Below are 18,581 nucleotides of genomic sequence, written 5' to 3'. Positions count from 1 at the left end.
GAACCAACCTGTTATTCGGAGCACTAGAGTGGCCTACCTTCAACTGCGCGGCATCGAGAAATTCTTTGGTGAGCACCGCGCCATCAAGGGCATCGACCTCACCATCCAGCAAGGCGAGTTCATCGTCTTCGTCGGCCCCTCGGGCTGTGGCAAGTCCACGCTGCTGCGGCTGATCGCGGGGCTCGAAAACATCGACGGCGGCACCCTGATGCTGGACGGCCGCGACATCACCGACCAGCCCTCGAGCAAGCGCGACCTGGCGATGGTGTTCCAGAGCTATGCGCTGTACCCGCACATGAGCGTGTACGAGAACATGAGCTTCGCGCTCAAGCTCGCCAAGGTGGACAAGCAGGTGATCGACGAGAAGGTGCAGAACGCCGCGCGCATTCTCAACCTCACGCAGTACCTGCAGCGCACGCCCAAGGAGCTGTCGGGTGGGCAGCGCCAGCGCGTGGCCATCGGCCGCGCCATCGTGCGCGCGCCCAAGGTGTTCCTGTTTGACGAGCCACTGTCCAACCTCGACGCGGCGCTGCGCGGACAGACGCGCGTGGAGATCGCCAAGCTGCACCGCGACCTTGGGGCCACCACCATCTACGTCACGCACGACCAGGTCGAGGCCATGACGCTGGCCGACCGCGTGGTGGTGCTGCGCGATGGCGTCATCGAGCAGGTGGGCACGCCGCTGGAGCTGTACGACAAGCCTGCCAACCAGTTCGTGGCCCAGTTCATCGGCACGCCGCAGATGAATGTGGTGCCCTTGCCGCAGCTGCCATCGCCCGTGCAGCAGCAGGCACCCGCCGGGGCGGAGGGCGGCGCCATCGGCCTGCGCCCCGAGAACATCACGGTACGCAACACCGGCGCGACGCCGGTGCCGGGCCAGGTCGACCTGGTGGAAGCATTGGGCGCAGAGACGCTGATCTACGTGAGCACGCCCAGCGGCGCGCAGTTTGTGGCGCGCCAGAACGACCGCACAGGCCTGCGCGCCGGCGATGCGGTGAGCCTGGACATCGACGCGTCGCACGCCCATTGGTTCGACCCTGCGGGCCGTGTTGTCGCGGGTGCAGCTGCATGACCGCCGTGACCGCAGGCCGGGAATTGCACGGCAAGGTGGCCGCCGTCACCGGCGCTGCATCGGGCATCGGGTTTGCCAGTGCAAAGGCCATGGCCGACGCTGGAGCGCACGTGGTACTTATCGACCGCGATGAAAAAGCGCTGGACAAGGCTTGCGCTGCCATCGGCGCCCAAGCGTCGCCGCTGGTGCTGGATTTGCTGGACACAAAGCAGTGTGCGAGCCTGCTTGCGCGCACGCTGGCCATTGCGGGACAACTCGACATCTTTCACGCCAATGCTGGGTTGTATGTGGGCGGCGACCTGGTGGATGCCGACCCCGACGCCATCGACCGCATGCTCAACCTGAACGTCAACGTGGTGATGAAGAACGTGCACAACGTGCTGCCCCACATGATCGAGCGCGGCACGGGCGACATCATCGTCACCAGCTCGCTGGCCGCGCATTTCCCCACGCCGTGGGAGCCCGTCTACGCATCGTCCAAGTGGGCCGTCAACTGCTTCGTGCAGACCGTGCGCCGCCAGGTCTTCAAGCACGGCATCCGCGTGGGCTCCATCTCGCCCGGGCCCGTCATCACCTCGCTGCTGGCCGACTGGCCCGCGGAAAAACTCGCCGAGGCCAAGGCCAGCGGCAGCCTCATCGAGGCCTCCGAAGTGGCCGACGTGGTGCTCTTCATGCTCACCCGCCCGCGCGGCATGACCATCCGCGACGTCGTGATGATGCCCACGAACTTTGATCTCTAGAAACCCGCAGTCACGCACCATGAATTTCATCCTGCACCTGGGCCTGGGCTCGTTCCACCGCGCCCACCAGGCCGTTTACGTTCACGCATTGCGCCAGCAGGGCGACACGGGCTGGGCCATCGCAGGCGGCAACCTCCGCCCGGACATGGCCGACACCATCGCGGCGCTGCAAGCGCAGGATGGGCGCTACACGCTCGAAACCGTCACCCCCCAAGGCGAGCGCAACTACACCGTCATCGAGTCGATCCAACGGGTGATCCCCTACCAGGATGACCTGGCCCCGCTGATTGCCATGGGTGCCGACCCTGCCACGCGCATCATCAGCTTCACGGTGACCGAAGCGGGCTACTACCTGGATGCCCAGAACCAGCTCGACTGGCCCACGTTTGCCGACCTGCGCGCCGACCTGGCGGCCGTGAAGGCGGGCCAGGCAGGCCACACCATCTACGGCGGCCTGGTCAGCATCCTGCGCGCGCGCAGGGCAGCCGGTGCGGGCGCCGTGACGCTGATGAACTGCGACAACCTGCGCCACAACGGCGACCGCTCGCGCGGCGGGCTGCTGCAGTTCATCGAGGCGCTGGGCGATGCGCCACTCAAAGAGTGGGTAGAGCAGAACACCACGAGTCCCAACGCCATGGTGGACCGCATCACGCCGCGCCCCACGCCCGATGTGGCCGAGCGCGTGAAGGCTGCAACGGGTTGGGACGACAAGGCAGCACTCATGGGTGAAAGCTTTATCCAGTGGGTCATTGAAGACGACTTCATTGCAGGCCGCCCCGCGTGGGAAACGGTTGGTGTCGAGATGGTGCAGTCGGTGCAGGCCCATGAAGAGGCCAAGATCCGGCTGCTCAACGCTACCCACAGCTGCATTGCCTGGGCGGGCACGCTGGCGGGCTACCAGTACATCCACGAAGGCACACACGACGCAGCCATTCGCCAGATGGCCTACGACTACGTCACCGACGACGCGATCCCGGTGCTCCACACGCCCGAGCAACCATGTCCCATCAACCTGGAGCAGTACCGTGACGTGGTGCTGGACCGCTTCGGCAACCCCGCCATCGCGGACACCAACCAGCGCGTGGCCATGGATGCGTTCTCCAAGATCCCCGGCATGATTGCGCCCACTATCCGCGACCGACTGGCGCGCAACGCTTCGTTCGACAGCGTGGCCATGCTGCCTGCGCTGTTCCTGGCCTACCTGCAGCGATGGCATGTGGGGCAGATCCCCTACAGCTACCAGGACCAGGCCATGGACCCTGCCGTGGCGCATGCTATCTGTGATGCCGCTGACCCCGTAGCGGCCTATGCGGCCGACACGACCCTGTGGGGCGAGATGGCCAGCCACCCCCAACTGGTGGATGCGCTGCGCAAAGCCTATGCCCGCGTGTTGGCTTTTGTGGCGGAGCGGACAGGCGCCTGATGCTGGTGTAATTTGAGTCCACTACCGCCATGACCGTGAAGATGCCCATCGCCCCGCGCCAGACCAAGCCCGAGCTGGAGCACGACTATGTGCGCTCGCCCGCTCTGGGCTACGAGTCGCCCGAGACGGCGGGCTTCATCCGTTGCCTGTCGCACGGGTTTCCCACGCCGCTGGCGCGCTGGCATTACCACGACGAGTACGAGCTGCACCTGATCACCGCGACCTCGGGCAAGGTCTTTGTGGGGGACTGGATCGGTCAGTTCCAGCCCGGCCACCTGGTGCTGACCGGGCCGCGCCTGCCGCACAACTGGATCAGCATGGACCTGCCCGAAGGCGGCGTGCCGCTGCGCGACCTGGTGATCCAGTTCTCGCACGCGCCGCTGGTGGCCAGCAGCGAGACCATCCCCGAGCTGCGGGAGGTGCTGCCTCTGCTGGAGCGCGCGCGCCACGGCGTGGAGTTCTTTGGCATGGAAGCGCAGGCGCAAGAGCATTGGCACCGCATCAAGGCGCGCCAGGGGCTCGCCCGGTTCGGCGCTTTCTGCGAATTCATGAGCGACCTGGCGCGCTGCACCGACTTTCGCCTGCTGTCGAGCACGCAGCTGCAAAGCGAGGACAACGACACCCAGCTCGACCAGATCAACGCCATCGTGAGCCGCATCACCGACCACCTGGCCGACCCGCTGTCGGCGGCCGACCTGGCGCAAGAGCTGGGCATGACGGAGAGCCGCTTTTCGCGCTTCTTCCGCCGCGCCACGGGCAATACCTTCACCGACTTTGTGAATCTGGTGCGCGTGAACCGCGCGTGCCAGCTACTGATGGAGACCGAGCGCTACATCACGCACATTGCTTATGACGTGGGCTTCAACAACATGGCCAACTTCAACCGCCGCTTTCTGGACATCAAGGGCATGACGCCCAGCGAGTACCGCAAGCAGGGCGCGGGAAGGTTTGGAAAGACTTCCTGATCCCCGGCCGGATCTGCACCCTGAGAGGCGGGGGGAGGCCCTTGTTGCGTGACCCTTGCACGCAGCCCGCCAAAGGCAAAGGCCGGGCCATGGCTTTCACTGTGAATCACTGACATCTGTCCATCACCCATGTACCTCGGAATCGATTTAGGCACCTCGGGTGTCAAGCTCCTGTTGCTGGACGATGCGCACACTGTGGTCGCTACGGCAGATGCCGCCGTGCCCCAGCTGCGCCCCCAGCCCACCTGGAGCGAGCAGCACCCCGCCGACTGGTGGGCCGCCGTGGAGACTGCCGTGGCGCAGTTGCGCGCGCAGGCTCCCGCAGTGTGGGCGCAGGTGCGGGGCATCGGCCTCTCGGGCCACATGCATGGCGCGGTGGTGCTGGGCGCACAAGGCCAGGTGCTGCGCCCCGCCATCCTTTGGAACGATGGCCGAGCCAGCGCCGAATGTGTGCAGCTGGAAAACGCCGTGCCCTTGTCGCGCCAGATCACTGGCAACCTCGCCATGCCCGGCTTCACCGCGCCCAAGCTGCTGTGGCTGCGCACGCACGAGCCCGCCGTGTTCGACCGGATCCGCACCGTGCTGCTGCCCAAGGATTGGCTTCGCCTGCAGCTCACGGGTGATGCGGTGAGCGACATGTCCGACGCATCGGGCACGCTGTGGCTGGACGTGCAGGCGCGCGCCTGGAGCCCGGCCATGTTGCAAGCCTGTGGGCTCGATGTTTCGCACATGCCGACGCTGGCCGAGGGCAGTGCGCCCACCGGCACATTGCGCAGCGATGTGGCACGCCGCTGGGGGCTCGGTGACACCATCGTCGTGGCTGCTGGCGCGGGCGACAACGCCGCCAGTGCCGTGGGCGTGGGCGCCCGCACTGCGGGGCAGGGCTTTGTGTCGCTGGGCACCTCGGGTGTGGTCTTTCGCGTGACGGACGCTTTTGCGCCTGCCACCGAGCGCGCCGTGCATGCCTTTGCCCATGCGCTGCCGCAGCGCTGGCACCACATGTCCGTCATGCTCAGTGCAGCGAGTGCGTTTGGCTGGATCACCCGGCTCTCGGGGCGGGGCGACGAGGCGCAACTGTCTGACGCCGTGGGAGCCCTCAGCGCCAGCCGCCAGGCGCAGGCGCCACTGTTTCTGCCGTACCTGAGTGGCGAGCGCACACCGCACAACAACGCGGCTGCCACCGGCGTGTTCATGGGCCTGCGGGCCGAGCACGAAGCGGCGGACCTGGCCTATGCCGTGATGGAAGGCGTGGGCTTTGGCCTGCTTGATGGCCTCAATGCCATGCGTGCCGCCGGGGCCGGGCAGGGTGGTGCTGCCCGCCGGGATGATGAAGCCCTGGCCTTGGTCGGTGGCGGTGCCCGCGGCAACCCCTGGGCGCAGCTCTTGGCCAGCGCGTTAGGCACCCCGCTGCAGCGCCCGCAGGGCTCACACGCCGCAGCCGCCCTGGGGGCCGCGCGCCTGGCGGCCATGGCCTGCGGTGGTGACGAAGCCCACTGGTGCCAGCCCCTGCCCGCTGACGCCACCTTCATGCCACAGCCCGTACAACAAGCCCAGCTGGCCGAACGCTATGCCCGCTTTGTCGCGCTGTATCCCGCGCTGCAATCGCAGTTCTGACTGCTCCTCCCAAACGTCCATGACTTCCGCATCCACGATTTCCAACGCCACAGCGCCCATCCAAGCCGCCATTGCCGGCGAGGCCCTCATCGACCTCATTCGCCGCCCCGATGGCAGCTACCTGTCGTGCCTGGGCGGCGCGCTCTACAACCTGTGCCGTGCGCTGGCGCGACAGGGCGTGGGCATCCAGTACCTCAACCCCCTGTCGCGCGACCGTTTTGGGCGTGAACTGGCTGCGCAACTGGTGGCTGACGGCGTGGTGCTGGCCCAGCCCGAGCCCGTGCAGCAGGTCACCTCACTGGCCGTGGTCAACCTCGACGCACATGGCCACCCCGACTACGCCTTCTACCGCGAAGGCGTGGCCGACCGCGCCGTGTCCGCCGCAGGTCTGGGCGATAGCTGCACCGCCTTGCCCGCGCTGCAGTTGGTCTGCACCGGCGCGCTGGCGCTCGACACGCGTGACACTGCCATCTACCAGCCGTGGCTGGCCGCCCAGCGCGCTGCAGGCCGCTGTGTGGTGGTTGATGCCAACCTGCGCCCCTCCGTCATGCCCGACCTGGCGGCCTACCGCACCGCGGTGCACGCCGCGCTGGCCCACGCCCACATCATCAAGGCCAGCGACGAAGACCTGGAGCATCTGGCTGTGCCTGGTGTGTATGCCCTGGCCCGCGCACAGCACCTGCTGGCGGCCAACCCGCAGGCCCATCTGCTGGCACTGACGCTGGGCGCGGAAGGCGCCTGGCTGCTGCACCGCAACGGCGTGCAGTGTTTTGCCAAAGAGGCCCAGCCGCTGCCAGTGGTGGACACCGTGGGCGCGGGCGACAGCTTTCTGGCAGGGCTGCTGGCGCATTTGCTGCGGCAGGCGCAGGCCGCCGGGGTTGCGACTTTTGCGCAGTTCGTAGACGAGCTGACGGCCGATGCCTGCCAGCAGGCACTGCGCCATGCGCTGGCCAGCGCCAGCCTGTGTGTCATGGAGCAAGGCTGTGTGCCCCCAGGGTGGCAGGCCGCCCGCGCTTGGGGCCAGCAGCATCCCGCCGCCCAAGACCCGCGCTGACGTCCGAGGAGGGGTATCGCCCTCGTCAAGGCTGTCCGTCTATCATTTCCCGTCGCAGATTTGCGGAGGATGCCGATGACGGAGTTTCTGGTTGCGATGCTGTGGTCAGTGGTTGAAGTGCTGATCGTCTTCACGGGTGCTCAGGTGGTGCGGGTGGTCGGCCTGGGCCGCTGGCGCTCTGAGCGCTGGGGCAGCAACGAAGCGCGGACCTGGAGTGCAGCGGGCGCACTGTCGTTCCGGCATGAAGGACAACGTGTGGTGACGACCAATGGCCTGATATTCGTGGGCTTGTTGTTCTATGGGGTGCTCGCAGTGTTGGCTGTCGCGCTTGCAGGGCTGGTTTCGGCGTGATTGCGGTTAGCGCAGTGCCTCAGGGCACAAAGATCATCCCGGTGGGCCCCGAGGCGGCAGAAGCCGCCTGCACGGTCATCCGTCGGTCCATCACCCACTGCTGCGTGCTCGACCATGCCAATGACCCCGCTATCCTGACGGCCTGGCTGGCCAACAAGACGCCCGAGAACCTGGCTGCGTGGATGTCTGCGCCGGGCGCTGCGGTGTGGGGTGCATACCGGGGCGGAACGATGGTGGGCTTTGCGCTGCTGGCGAGGGCCACGTTGGCGTTGTGCTATGTGGTGCCAGAGGCCTTGCACCAGGGCGTAGGCCACGCCCTACTGCGTGAGGCCGAGGCTCACGCGCGACAGTCGCGGCTGGCGGCACTGGGGCTGGAGAGCACGCGAACGGCGGAGGCTTTTTACCGCCGCAATGGCTATGAACCCGCAGGTGCAGTGCAGTCTTGGGCAGGGCTGCAGGCACAGCCGATGCGCAAGGTGTTCTGAAGGGGGCTCTGGGCCGCGTGGAACGCGATGCCCAGAGCCACGACTTCGCCGAGTGCCCTGTCCATCAGGCTGGCAGTTGTTGGAAGCGAGAATGTTAATAAAAAATGGCCCTGGCGCTTGATGTGTAAGCGCAATCAGCTATTGTTTTCATAGTAAATCTCGGAGTGGCCGGCAGGCGTTGATCAGAGTTCCTGCGAGTAGACGATGGACCCATGGTGCTTGGCCATCTTGTCGTACAGCAGTCGCGCGGTGGTATTGGTTTCGTAGGTTTGCCAATACACGCGCGATGCCTTGGCTGCCCGCGCTGCGCTGTACACGGCGTCGATGAGCGCACGCCCCACGCCCCGGCCCCGCGCGGCTTCGTTGGTGTACAGGTCGCTCAGGTAGCAGATGTGATCGATGCGTGTTGTGCTGCGGTGAAAAAGGTAGTGCGCAAGCCCGAGGATCTTGCCGCCCGCAGCGTCGTGCGCCACGAGGCAGAAGACGGGCTCTGCCGGGTCCAGCAAGCGCTGCCAGGTGGTTGCGTTGATGTGCTCGGGCAGCGCAGTGGCTCCAAAGCGGCCATAAAACGCGTTGTAGCCATCCCAGAGTGGGCGCCAGGCGGCGTAGTCTTCGGGCTGGACGGGGCGCACGGTAACCGCAGCGGTCATGGGGTGACCTCCAGTGGATTTATTGGAGCACCCGCCCCGGGTTCATGATTCCCTGCGGGTCCAGCGCCTGCTTGATGGCGCGCATCATGCCCATGGCCACAGGCGACTGGTACTTCTCCAGCTTGTCGGCCTTGAGTTCGCCAATGCCGTGCTCGGCCGAGAATGAGCCGCCGAACTCGGCCACGGCCTCATAGACGAGGTGGTTCACATGGGCTTCGTACTCGCGCAGAAAGGCCTTGGGGTCGCCCTCGGCGGGCGCCTGCACGTTGTAGTGCAGGTTGCCGTCGCCCAGGTGGCCAAAGTTGACCAGGCGCACGCCGGGGATCTCGCGCTGTAGCACCGCGTCGGTGTGGGCCACAAAGGCGGGGATGCGCGAGATCTGCACCGAGATGTCGTGCTTGATGTTCAGGCCCTCTTCGGCCTGGGCGAGCGGAATGCTCTCGCGGATGTGCCAGAGCTGGTGGGCCTGCGTGAGGTTCTCTGCCACCACGGCGTCGGTCACGCAGCCCATTTCAAACGCGGTCTCCAGCAGCGACTCAAACCGTGCACGCGCGTGTTCTTCGGATTCGCTGTCGGAGTTTTCGAGCAGCACGCACCAGGGCGCGTTGTCGTCGCCCAGAAAGGGCACGCGCAGCTGCGGCATGTGCTTGCCCACCAGGCTCAGCGCAAACTGGCCCATCACCTCAAAGCCCGTGAGGCCCGCACCCAGCTGCTTGTGCGCCAGGCCCAGCAGCGCCACGGCGTGTTCCATCGACGGCACGGCGGCCCAGGCGGTGAGGCGTGCGGCGGGCTCGGGGTAGAGCTTCATCGTCGCAGCGGTGATGATGCCCAGCGTGCCCTCGCTGCCGATGAACAGGTCGCGCAGGTCGTAACCCGTGTTGTCCTTGCGCAGGCCCTTGAGGCCATCCCACACCTCTCCCTGGGCGGTGACCACCTCAAGCCCCAGGCACAGGTCGCGCGCGTTGCCGTAGCGCACCACCTGTGTGCCGCCTGCGTTGGTGCTCAGATTGCCGCCAATGGTGCAGCTGCCCTCGGCCGCGAGTGACAGGGGGAACAGCACGCCCGCGTTCTGCGCAACATCCTGCAGGTTCTGCAGGATGCAGCCAGCTTCCACCGTCATGGTGAGGTTGTCGGTGTCCACGCTGCGCACTGCGTTCATGCGGGTGAGGCTCAGCACGATCTGCGTGCCCGAGTCATCGGGCGTGGAGCCCACGGCCAAGCCAGTGTTGCCGCCCTGGGGCACGATGGCGGTGCCTGCTGCTGCGCAGGCCTTGACCACGGCCGCCACTTCCTGCGTGCTGGCGGGGCGCACCACGGCCAGGGCCTTGCCGCGCACGCGACGGCGCCAGTCCTGCTCCCAGGCAGAGAGGTCGCCTTCGGTGATCACATGGGCGGGGCCGACGAGGGCGCGCAGGGTGTCAAGCAGAGTGGTCATGGTCAAGGAGTTTCTTCTTCAAGGCGATGAAAAGAGGAGGCCAGCATCAGGATGCAGCAGAGGCGGCTGCAGCCGCCTTGGCATTGCGCTGGCGCAGCCGCACGTGCAGCGTGCAGGCGGTGAACAACACGAGGCACAGGGCCACCTCGGCCCAGGCCAGCCACTGCGATGGGGGCTTGTCGCTCCAGCCGCGCACCACGCCTTCGGTGAAATACAGCCAGATCACCAGGCTGACCCAGCGGTAGGTGTACATGCGGTTCTTGAGAATGCCCGCAAGCGGGATGCACAGCGGAAGCGCCTTGAGTGCGAGCCATGAGCCACCAGGGCGCAACGGGGCAAGCACCAGTTCCCACGCAAGGCACAGAACAATCAGCGCCAGGAGGCTGCCGGTGGCCAGCCAGCGCGTGGATTCCACAGCGCTGTCTGCAGGAACGGGGAGGGCGGGCGGGGCAGAAGGGGATGCAGTCATTGGGGTGGCATCATATCGGCCATGTCCTTGTCCTTACAGGCAGTGGCCCAGCGCGCGGAGGCGCTGGTGACCGATCTGTCGCACTTCCCCTGGAAAACCACGGCCCAGACGCTGCGTGAGCGCTTTCGTGAGGACCATCTGGGGCTCACGGCCAGCAGCCTGACCTTCACCACCATTCTGGCGCTGGTGCCCTTCTTCACCGTGGCGCTGGCAGTGTTCACGGCCTTCCCCATCTTCGGCAAGCTGCAGGATGCGTTGCAGGGCTGGCTGGTCAGCAGCCTGGTGCCCGACAGCATCTCGCGACAGGTGCTGGGCTACCTCACGCAGTTTGCGGCAAAGGCCAGCAGCCTGGGGGTGGCGGGGTTCAGCATCTTGCTGGCCACGGCGCTGGCGCTGATCCTCACCATCGACCGCACCCTCAACGACATCTGGCGCGTGCAGCGGCTGCGGCCGCTGGGCCAGCGGGTGCTGATCTACTGGGCCGCCATCACGCTCGGCCCGCTGCTCATGGGGGCGAGCCTGGCCCTGACCTCGTATGTGATGTCGGCCTCGGGCGGGCTGGTCAAGCGCCTGCCCGATGGTGTGCAGCTGCTGTTCGATTCGATCCAGTTTGTGGTGCTGGCTGGGGGCATGGCGTCGCTGTACCACTATGTACCCAACACGCCGGTGAAGTGGCGGCACGCCTGGATGGGAGGGCTGTTCGTGGCCGTGTGCATCGAGCTGGCCAAGAAGGTGCTGGCGCTGTACCTCGGCAAGGTGCCAACGTATTCGGTGGTGTACGGTGCATTCGCCACGCTGCCCATTTTGCTGGTGTGGATCTATGTGGCCTGGGTCATCGTGCTGCTGGGCGCGGTGGTCACGGCCTACCTGCCCAGCTTGCTGGCGGGTGTGGCGCGGCGCGGCACCGTGGCGGGCTGGACGTTTCAACTGGCGGTGGAGGTGCTGCAGCAGCTGCACCGCGTGCGCCACCAGCCCCTCAAAGGCCTGCGCCCCGGCCAGCTCGCCCAGTTGCTGCGGGTGGACGTGCTGCAGCTGGCCCCGGTGCTGGAGGCGCTGACCGCGCTGGACTGGGTGGGCCAGGTCAACGATGCGGCGGTGGACGCTGCGGACGTGCCCGAGCCGCGCTATGTGCTGCTGGCCAACCCGGGCGCGACACCCCTGGCGCCGCTGGTGCAGCGCCTGCTGCTGGAGCGCGCCGAGAGCCTGCAGCCGCTGTGGTTACAGGCCCGGCTGGACGGGTTGCTGCTGGAGGATGTGCTGCAGGTGGGCGCAGGCGCTGACCCCGGCCTGGGCGCGCAGCGGGTCGTGCCCATGTAAGCTATCGAAAATATAGCTGCTGGCGCTTGTTGGATAAGCGCTGGAGCCTGTTTTTGCTTCAGGTTTTGTAGCAGATCAGTTGGCACCTGTGCTGAATCTGTCAAACTAAAAGCTCAACTCCGGAGGAAAAAAATGGGCATCGTTAAGGCAGCTATGGCCGAAGAGGAAAGCAAGCGTCAAACGGCGGTAGAAATTCTGATGAAAGTTGGATTTCTCGATCATTGTGAGCACCATGAAGAAATCATCTTCACGGTTGGAGGCGATGAGGAAGTAACTGGGGCCTACAAGTACGGCAACGCGAACTGGACTGCCTATCAGGGATCGTTTAAAGATCGTAAGGACATGACGGACCATATCAAGCAGGAGTCAGAGAACTCTGACTACGCAAACGATGGCTGCGAAATCTGTCGATCGATGTTTGAAAAAGACTGAGGCAGCCGCAACAGTAGGGTGCTTGAACGGGTATTGGACGTTGGGATGAGCTATGCACCCGGCCAAGCCAAGCCCGAAGGGACTGATGCCAATCACCGCCACGGCAAGAGTGCCGAGGCGGTATTCACCGACGTCGGCGTCTTGCGCATCGAAGTTCCCCGAGACCGCGAACACGCCATCGACGCGCTGCGCGGCTTTGCGCTGCTGGGCATCCTCATGGTCAATGCGGGCAGCTTTGCTTCCACCTACTTTGGCGTGGGGGTGTCTGACCCAGCCTTCTCGCGGCCGGTGGACCACGCCGTGCGCTGGCTGGTGAGCTTCTTCTTCGAGACCAAGTTCTATCTGCTGTTCTCGATGCTGTTTGGCTACAGTTTTGCGCTGCAGATGGACGCTGCCCGGCGCACCGGCAGCGTTTTCGTGCCGCGTTTTTTGCGGCGCTTGCTGGGGCTCGCATTGCTGGGGCTGGCGCATGCGTGGCTGCTGTTTGCGGGTGACATCCTGGTTACCTATGCGCTGCTGGGTGTGCTGCTGCTCGCATGGCGGGACGTGCGTCCGGGCACGGCAGTGGTGCTGGCACTGGTGCTGCTGGGGGCCACTGCCACTGGCTGGGGCCTGTTGGCCTGGCTGATGGCGCAGGTGCCGCCGATGGACTTGCCCCTGGCAGAGCTGCACGCCAAGGCGCATCAAGCCGCGCAAGCGTATCGCGCCAGTGCCCTGGAGGCCATTGCGCAGCGCGGGCGGGACATGGCCGAGGGCGTGTGGTTTGTGCTGGTGTTCGTGCAGGGCCCGTGTGCGCTGGCCATGTTCCTGTTGGGGCTGACGGCGCACCGCACCGGCTATCTGGCCACTGTGGCGCAGCACCCCGCGCGACTGCGCCGCTGGATGGTGTGCTGCCTGCCGGTCGGTGTGGCGGGCGCGTTGTTCTATGCCTCTACGCAGGGAGGCGGCAGTGTTCACTCGCCCGAACATGTGGGTCTGGCTGCACTGGCAGTGGATTTGGCCACCGCACCGTTTCTCACTTTCGGCTATGTCGCGCTGCTGCTGTGGTTGCTGCAGCGCGGCCCTGCCGGCCGCCGGCTGGGCGCTGCGCTGCAACCAGCGGGGCGCATGGCACTGACGAACTACCTGCTGCAGTCGCTGGTGGGGGCGCTGGTCTTCACGGCCTACGGCCTGGCGCTGGTGGGCCAGGTGTCGCCGGGGTGGGTGGTCCTGGGCGTGCTGGTGCTGTACGCCACCCAGCTGGCGTGGAGCCACCGCTGGATGGCCACCCATGCCTATGGTCCGGTGGAATGGCTGCTGCGTGCTTTCACGCAGTGGCAGTGGCCTGCATGGCGGCGCGTCCCAGCCTGACTGCAGGCCGGGACGCGTGTGGAGCGCTGCTCAGCGGGCCAGAAAGTCGCGCAGCGCGAACAGCGTTTCTTCCGGCGCCTCGGTCATCTGGTTGTGGCCCACCGGCAGGCTCGCCATCGACACGGATTTGCCTGCTGCGCGTGCCGCATTCACCAGGCCCTGCGCGGCTTTGGGCGGTGTCATCTGGTCTTGGCTGCCTAGCGCAAACAGCACCGGGCAGGTCAGCTGCGCCATGGCAGCTTCGCCGCCGGTATAGCTATCGCAGGCCACAAACCCCCGGTGGAACACGTTGACTGCCGTATTGCTGCGCAGCACCTTGCGCCCCAGCGCCATGCCCGCACCAAACACCCAGGTGCCTGGGCCAATGGCCGAGGGCGGCGCGGCCAAGGTGCTGCGCGAGAACACGTTGACCATGCGCATGGCTTTTTCCGGGTCACTTTGAGAAGCCTCGATCAGCGCGGGCGAGACCTTCATCGGGAAGGCCGTGCCCACCAGCACCAGGTGGCTGATGCGGTCCTTGAGCCGCGCTGCGGCTTCCATGGCGATGAGCGAACCCCAGCTGTGCCCCACCAGCGCCGCGCGTTGTACTCCCGCCGCATCCAGCAGCGCACCGATGAAGTCCGCGCCTTGCTCCACCGTGCCGGGCGCCTCGCCATTGCTGCGGCAGTGGCCGGGCAGGTCGATGGCCAGCACGTTCCAGCCGTGGTTGGCCATGTAGCGGCTTTGCAGGGCCCACACGCTGTGGTCGTTGAGCACGCCGTGGATGAACACCACCGTGGGCTTGGTGGCATCGAATGCCTTGCCGCCGGTGTAGCAGTACGTGGATGCGCCGTTGACTTGGATGTGCATGGTCAGGACTCCCGCCGGGCCGCCCCAAGGGAGGCCTGCGCCCCCTTGGGGGGCAGCGAATACACGAAGTGATGAGCGTGGGGGTTCATGGGTTTACTGCTTTCTCGGCGGCTTTCAGTGCGCGCTTGAGGTCATCGATCAGGTCATCGGCGTCTTCGAGCCCGATCGACAGGCGGATGGTGCCCTGCGTGATGCCCGCGCCCGCCAGTGCTTCGTCGCTCATGCGGAAATGCGTGGTGCTGGCCGGGTGGATCACCAGGCTGCGGCAGTCGCCCACGTTGGCCAGGTGGCTGAAGACCTTGAGGGTCTCGATGAACTTCTTGCCCTGCTCGCGGTTGCCCTTGAGGTCGAAGCTGAACACCGAGCCCGCGCCACGCGGCAGCAGCTTTTGCGCGAGGGCGTGGCTCCCGTGCGACTCCAGCATGGGGTGGCCCACTCGCGACACAAAGGGCTGTGAGGCCAGAAATTCGACCACCTTCTCGGTGTTGCGCATGTGCTGCGCCATGCGCAGCGGCAGGGTTTCAATGCCTTGCAGGATGAGCCAGGCCGTGTGCGGGCTCATGCAGGCGCCAAAGTCGCGCAAGCCCTCGCGGCGCGCGCGCAGCAGAAAGGCGCCGACAGTGCTCTCCTCGGTGAACACCATGTTGTGAAAGCCGTCGTAGGGCTGGGTCAGCTCGGCAAACTTGCCGGCGGATTTGGGGCCGTCCCAGTCGAAGCTGCCGCCGTCGACCACGATGCCACCCACCACGGTGCCATGGCCCGAGAGGAATTTGGTGGCCGAGTGGTAGACCAGATCGGCGCCATGCTCGAACGGCTTGATGAGCCAGGGCGAGGTGAGGGTGGAGTCCACCAGCAGCGGCACACCGGCCTCGTGCGCCATCGCACTCACTGTGGGAATGTCCAGCACATCCAGGCCGGGGTTGCCTACGGTCTCGCCAAAAAACAGCTTGGTGTTGGGGCGTACGGCAGCGCGCCAGCCGTCGATGTCGCCGGGCTTGACGAAGGTGGTCTCAATGCCAAAGCGCGAGAGCGTGTAGTGCAGCAGGTTCTGCGAGCCGCCATACAGCGCCGTGCTGGCCACGATGTGGCTGCCCGCGCCCATCAGCGTGGCAATCGCCAGGTGCAGCGCGGCCTGGCCGCTGGCGGTGGCAATCGCGCCTACGCCGCCTTCCAGTGCTGCCACGCGCTGCTCCAGTACCGCATTGGTGGGGTTGCTGATGCGGCTGTACACATGGCCGCCGCGCTCCAGGTTGAACAGCGAAGCCGCGTGGTCGCTCGACTCGAAGACGAACGACGTGGTCAGGTGGATGGGCGTGGCGCGCGCGCCAGTGGCGGGGTCGGGGCTCGCGCCTGCGTGCAGCGCCAGCGTGTCAAAGCCGGGGTCGGAGTAACCGGGCATCTTGTGTCTCCCATGTTGTCAATGCAGGCGGGCATTGTGGGCTATATTTGCCGACAAACGGCCTGCAGCACCTCGGCAACCCCAGCGGATGTGCTGGTGCCTGTGGGTCCACACATACTCTTCCCGATCCCCGGAGACTCTGCACCATGAAAGTCAGCGACATCCTTCGCGTCAAAGGCAACACCCTCTACACCGCATCGCCGGACGAGCCGCTGGCGGGTGCCGTGAGCCTGATGGCCGAGCGCGACATTGGCTCGCTGGTGGTGATGGAGCATGGCGACCTGGTGGGCATGCTCACCTTTCGCGAGGTGATCCAGGCCTTGGTCAAAAACGGGGGCAGCGTGGGCACGATGCTGGTGCGCTCGGCCATGGACGACGCGCCCCTGACCTGCACGCTCGAAACCGACATGGACGAAGTGCGCCGCATGATGCTGGACCGCCATGCGCGCTACATGCCCGTGATGGACCGCCGCATGCTGATGGGCGTGATCAGCTTTTACGACGTGGCCAAGGCCGTCGTGGACAGCCAGAACTTCGAGAACAAGATGCTCAAGGCCTACATCCGCGACTGGCCGGAAGACGAGTCCCGCAGCGGCTGAACGCTGCGACGTCTGCGACACCGAGCGCTGTTCTCAACTCACGCCCCGCGCAGGCGCGCAAAGCCAGGCTTCCAGTTCATCTGGTGGCATGGGCCTGCCGAACAGATAGCCCTGCATCACAGGGCAACCGTGGGCCTGTAGCCATTGCTGCTGGCCTGTAGTTTCCACCCCTTCGGCCACCACCACCATGCCCAGGCTGTGGGCAATGCTGAGCACCGATACCGTGAGCGCGCGTGCGGTGGGGCTGGTGGTGAGGTCTTGCACAAACGCCATGTCCAGCTTGAGTTCGCTGATGGGCAGGCGGTGCAGGTAGCTCAGGCTGGAGTAGCCAGTGCCAAAGTCATCGAGCGACAGCTTAAAGCCCTTGTGGTGCAGCGCCTCGATGTTGGCCAGCGTTACCGGCCGTGCATCCATCATCACGCTTTCGGTGATCTCCAGCAGCACATCGTTGGTGCGCAGGCCGTGGCGCTCCAGCGCGTCGCAGACCTGCTGCGCAAATTCTGCCTGGTGAAAACTGCGGCCTGACAGGTTCACGGCCACGCAGGGCACGCTGTGGCCAGCTGCACGCCAGGCCGACAGCTGCGCACAGGCTTCGTCCAGCAGCCACAAGGTCAGTTCGTGAATGAGGCCGGCCTCTTCGGCCACTGGGATGAACCGGCTGGGGGGCACCATGCCCCATTCGGGATGTTGCCAGCGCGCCAGGGCTTCCACACCGTGCAGGGTGCCAGGCGCACTGCTGAGCACCTGGGGTTGGTAGTGCAGGCTCAGGCTGCGCTCGGCCAGCGCCTGGCGCAAGGCGCGTTCCAGGGCGGCGCGCTCCTGTGCGCGCCGGTTCATTTCGGCGCTGAACAATTGCAGGCTGTGCCGGTGGTCGCTTTTGGCCTGGACCATGGCTTGGTCAGCGTGGCGCAGCAGCGTGTCGATCGCATCGCCATCGTCCGGAAACATCGCAATGCCAATGCTGGCGTGGCAGACATGGGCTTGCCCGTGGAGGTCCATGGGGCGGGCCATCTCTTGCAGCATGCTCTGGGCTATCTGCACGACTTGCCCGGTGCTGCACTCGGACAACAGCAGCACGAATTCATCACCCGCCAGCCGGCCGATCAGATCGCGCGCGCGCAGGCACTGCGTGAGTCGTTTGGCCACTTCGCACAGCAGTGCGTCGCCTGCGACATGGCCCAGGGTGTCGTTGACCTGCTTGAAGCGGTCCAGGTCGATGAAGAGCACCGCACCAGGGTGGTCTTCCTGCCGCAGGCTGGCCAGCGCACGCTCCGCACTGCTGCGGAACATGGCGCGGTTGGGCAGGCCCGTGAGTTCGTCAAAAAAGGCGAGCTGGTGAATGCGCTGGCGTGTGGCGTTGCGTTCAATGGCCAGCGCACACAAGTGCAGGCACACGTCCACCAGCCGACGGTGCAGCGCGTCCGGCGCGCGCGGCTCCCGAAAATAAAAGGCAAAGGTGCCAATCACCTTGCCTGCGTGGTCACAGATCGGGCTGGACCAGCAGGCTCGCATGCCGCTGGGCTCGAACAGGGCGCGGTAGTCGGCCCACAAGGGGTCGGTGGCGATGTCGGTGACCACAACAGGCGCCCGCCGGAAGGCCGCAGTGCCACACGAACCGGCACAAGGACCGATCGGAACCCCGTCCAGCGCCTGGCAGATGGCGGGGGGAAGGCCGGGCGCTGCCAGCGGGTGCAGCAGGCCCAGCTCGTCCACGGACAGGATGGAGGCCGTGACTTCGGGGGCGATGCGTTCCACTTCGCGGCACACCAGAGTCATCAAGTCGGCCAGTGGCAGCTCATTGACCATGCCCTCCAGCACGCGCTTTTGCAGCACCTCGTGCATCTTGGTGAGTGTGATGTCGGTCAGCACCGTGATGCTGCCCCCCGGCCCGCCGGAGGTCTCGTTCGAGGCATTGATCATCATCGACACCCAGCGTGGCTGGCCAGCCTTGCTGTACAGCAGCGTCTCTATGTGAAAGCCCCCTTGCTGGTCGATGCCATCACGGATTTCGCTCAGCAGCCCGGGGTCGGAGTGTGGGCCCAGCAGCACGTCACTGAGGTATTTGCCCAGCACCTCCGCAGGGCTGAACCCAAACAGGCGGGTGAATCCTTCATTCACATACACCACCTGCCGGGTGCTGTTGCTCATCACGATGGCGTTGTCGCTGGCATCCAGTGCCCTGCGCAACGGGGCATCGGCCAAAGGGGCTGGCGGCAGGATGCCGTGGTGGGAAGGAGTGCCGGAAGTGTGCGGGGCTGAAACGGGCATGGATGTCCCAAAGATCGTCCATGGATGCTAGCAAGTGCGCGCCACACTGCCAAGCGCGTTTGTGGCAAGTGTTCATCCGAACCCCATGTTGTGCCTCTCATTCTTGGGT

At 65.8% G+C, this 18,581-nt stretch carries 18 protein-coding genes; 12 read left to right on the top strand and 6 right to left on the bottom strand.

All coding sequences use genetic code 11. The annotated features are described in order from the left end of the window. The first annotated feature begins 28 nt into the window (after window positions 1-28). From EXV95_RS07915 to EXV95_RS07880, 8 genes are all read left to right on the top strand, one after another. On the top strand, window positions 29-1,072 hold the full coding sequence (locus tag EXV95_RS07915) for an ABC transporter ATP-binding protein (RefSeq protein ID WP_176886427.1): 1,044 nt from the start codon (window positions 29-31) through the stop codon (window positions 1,070-1,072). Next, window positions 1,069-1,812, top strand: coding sequence for an SDR family oxidoreductase (locus EXV95_RS07910; protein WP_056743672.1), 744 nt, complete (start codon window positions 1,069-1,071; stop codon window positions 1,810-1,812). Before EXV95_RS07915 ends, EXV95_RS07910 begins: the two co-directional genes overlap by 4 nt. A gap of 19 nt (window positions 1,813-1,831) precedes the next feature. Continuing rightward, window positions 1,832-3,235, top strand: coding sequence for a D-arabinitol 4-dehydrogenase (gene dalD, locus EXV95_RS07905; RefSeq protein ID WP_176886426.1), 1,404 nt, complete (start codon window positions 1,832-1,834; stop codon window positions 3,233-3,235). 29 nt (window positions 3,236-3,264) lie between these two features. Next, a complete protein-coding gene (locus EXV95_RS07900) occupies window positions 3,265-4,200 on the top strand; it encodes an AraC family transcriptional regulator (protein ID WP_056743668.1) in 936 nt (311 codons plus the stop codon). A gap of 129 nt (window positions 4,201-4,329) precedes the next feature. Beyond that, window positions 4,330-5,814: a xylulokinase gene (gene xylB, locus EXV95_RS07895; RefSeq protein ID WP_176886425.1), complete on the top strand. Its 1,485-nt coding sequence runs from the start codon at window positions 4,330-4,332 to the stop codon at window positions 5,812-5,814. Between the two features lie 19 nt (window positions 5,815-5,833). Beyond that, on the top strand, window positions 5,834-6,868 hold the full coding sequence (locus tag EXV95_RS07890; RefSeq protein ID WP_176886424.1) for a PfkB family carbohydrate kinase: 1,035 nt from the start codon (window positions 5,834-5,836) through the stop codon (window positions 6,866-6,868). A 75-nt stretch (window positions 6,869-6,943) separates the two neighbouring features. After that, on the top strand, window positions 6,944-7,219 hold the full coding sequence (locus EXV95_RS07885; RefSeq protein WP_055402739.1) for a hypothetical protein: 276 nt from the start codon (window positions 6,944-6,946) through the stop codon (window positions 7,217-7,219). A 14-nt stretch (window positions 7,220-7,233) separates the two neighbouring features. Beyond that, entirely contained in the window at window positions 7,234-7,704 is a 471-nt protein-coding gene (locus tag EXV95_RS07880; RefSeq protein ID WP_255484956.1) for a GNAT family N-acetyltransferase, read from the top strand. A 182-nt stretch (window positions 7,705-7,886) separates the two neighbouring features. Here the strand turns inward: EXV95_RS07880 and EXV95_RS07875 are convergent, their stop codons facing one another. Genes EXV95_RS07875 through EXV95_RS07865 form a run of 3 tightly spaced genes read right to left on the bottom strand, consistent with a single transcriptional unit; the run spans window position 7,887 to window position 10,258 of the window. After that, on the bottom strand, window positions 7,887-8,354 hold the full coding sequence (locus EXV95_RS07875; RefSeq protein ID WP_176886422.1) for a GNAT family N-acetyltransferase: 468 nt from the start codon (window positions 8,352-8,354) through the stop codon (window positions 7,887-7,889). A gap of 19 nt (window positions 8,355-8,373) precedes the next feature. Next, window positions 8,374-9,789, bottom strand: coding sequence for an FAD-binding oxidoreductase (locus tag EXV95_RS07870; RefSeq protein ID WP_176886421.1), 1,416 nt, complete (start codon window positions 9,787-9,789; stop codon window positions 8,374-8,376). Between the two features lie 46 nt (window positions 9,790-9,835). Next, the gene (locus EXV95_RS07865) at window positions 9,836-10,258 is read right to left on the bottom strand and encodes a DUF2069 domain-containing protein (protein ID WP_176886420.1); all 423 of its coding nucleotides are present in this window, start codon (window positions 10,256-10,258) and stop codon (window positions 9,836-9,838) included. A gap of 21 nt (window positions 10,259-10,279) precedes the next feature. Between EXV95_RS07865 and EXV95_RS07860 the strand changes: the two genes are divergently transcribed. The 3 genes from EXV95_RS07860 to EXV95_RS07850 all read left to right on the top strand — a co-directional run bounded on the left by EXV95_RS07860 (window position 10,280) and on the right by EXV95_RS07850 (window position 13,357). Then, entirely contained in the window at window positions 10,280-11,575 is a 1,296-nt protein-coding gene (locus EXV95_RS07860) for a YhjD/YihY/BrkB family envelope integrity protein (RefSeq protein ID WP_176886419.1), read from the top strand. 132 nt (window positions 11,576-11,707) lie between these two features. Then, window positions 11,708-12,007, top strand: coding sequence for a hypothetical protein (locus EXV95_RS07855; protein ID WP_176886418.1), 300 nt, complete (start codon window positions 11,708-11,710; stop codon window positions 12,005-12,007). Between the two features lie 45 nt (window positions 12,008-12,052). Further along, window positions 12,053-13,357 (top strand): DUF418 domain-containing protein, encoded by a 1,305-nt coding sequence (locus EXV95_RS07850; RefSeq protein ID WP_255484955.1) that lies wholly within the window; start codon window positions 12,053-12,055, stop codon window positions 13,355-13,357. A gap of 30 nt (window positions 13,358-13,387) precedes the next feature. On the opposite strand, the gene EXV95_RS07845 is transcribed toward EXV95_RS07850, so the two are convergent. Together EXV95_RS07845 and EXV95_RS07840 are read right to left on the bottom strand one after the other, a co-directional pair. After that, window positions 13,388-14,206 (bottom strand): alpha/beta fold hydrolase, encoded by an 819-nt coding sequence (locus EXV95_RS07845; protein ID WP_176886417.1) that lies wholly within the window; start codon window positions 14,204-14,206, stop codon window positions 13,388-13,390. Between the two features lie 85 nt (window positions 14,207-14,291). Then, window positions 14,292-15,605: an O-acetylhomoserine aminocarboxypropyltransferase gene (locus EXV95_RS07840; RefSeq protein WP_176886416.1), complete on the bottom strand. Its 1,314-nt coding sequence runs from the start codon at window positions 15,603-15,605 to the stop codon at window positions 14,292-14,294. Window positions 15,606-15,751: 146 nt separating this feature from the next. Here EXV95_RS07840 and EXV95_RS07835 point away from each other — a divergent pair, with 146 nt between their 5' ends. Beyond that, complete coding sequence (locus tag EXV95_RS07835) at window positions 15,752-16,204, top strand: CBS domain-containing protein (protein WP_055394762.1); 453 nt, start codon at window positions 15,752-15,754, stop codon at window positions 16,202-16,204. A 33-nt stretch (window positions 16,205-16,237) separates the two neighbouring features. Here EXV95_RS07835 and EXV95_RS07830 read toward each other — a convergent pair whose 3' ends face one another. After that, on the bottom strand, window positions 16,238-18,472 hold the full coding sequence (locus tag EXV95_RS07830) for an EAL domain-containing protein (RefSeq protein ID WP_255484954.1): 2,235 nt from the start codon (window positions 18,470-18,472) through the stop codon (window positions 16,238-16,240). Between the last annotated feature and the right edge of the window lie 109 nt (window positions 18,473-18,581).

Origin of the sequence: Acidovorax sp. JMULE5 (assembly GCF_013376875.1) — a bacterium.
Classification (GTDB): domain Bacteria; phylum Pseudomonadota; class Gammaproteobacteria; order Burkholderiales; family Burkholderiaceae_C; genus Acidovorax; species Acidovorax facilis.
Note: the sequence above shows the minus strand (reverse complement) of the source record. Positions and strands in the feature narration are given on the sequence as shown.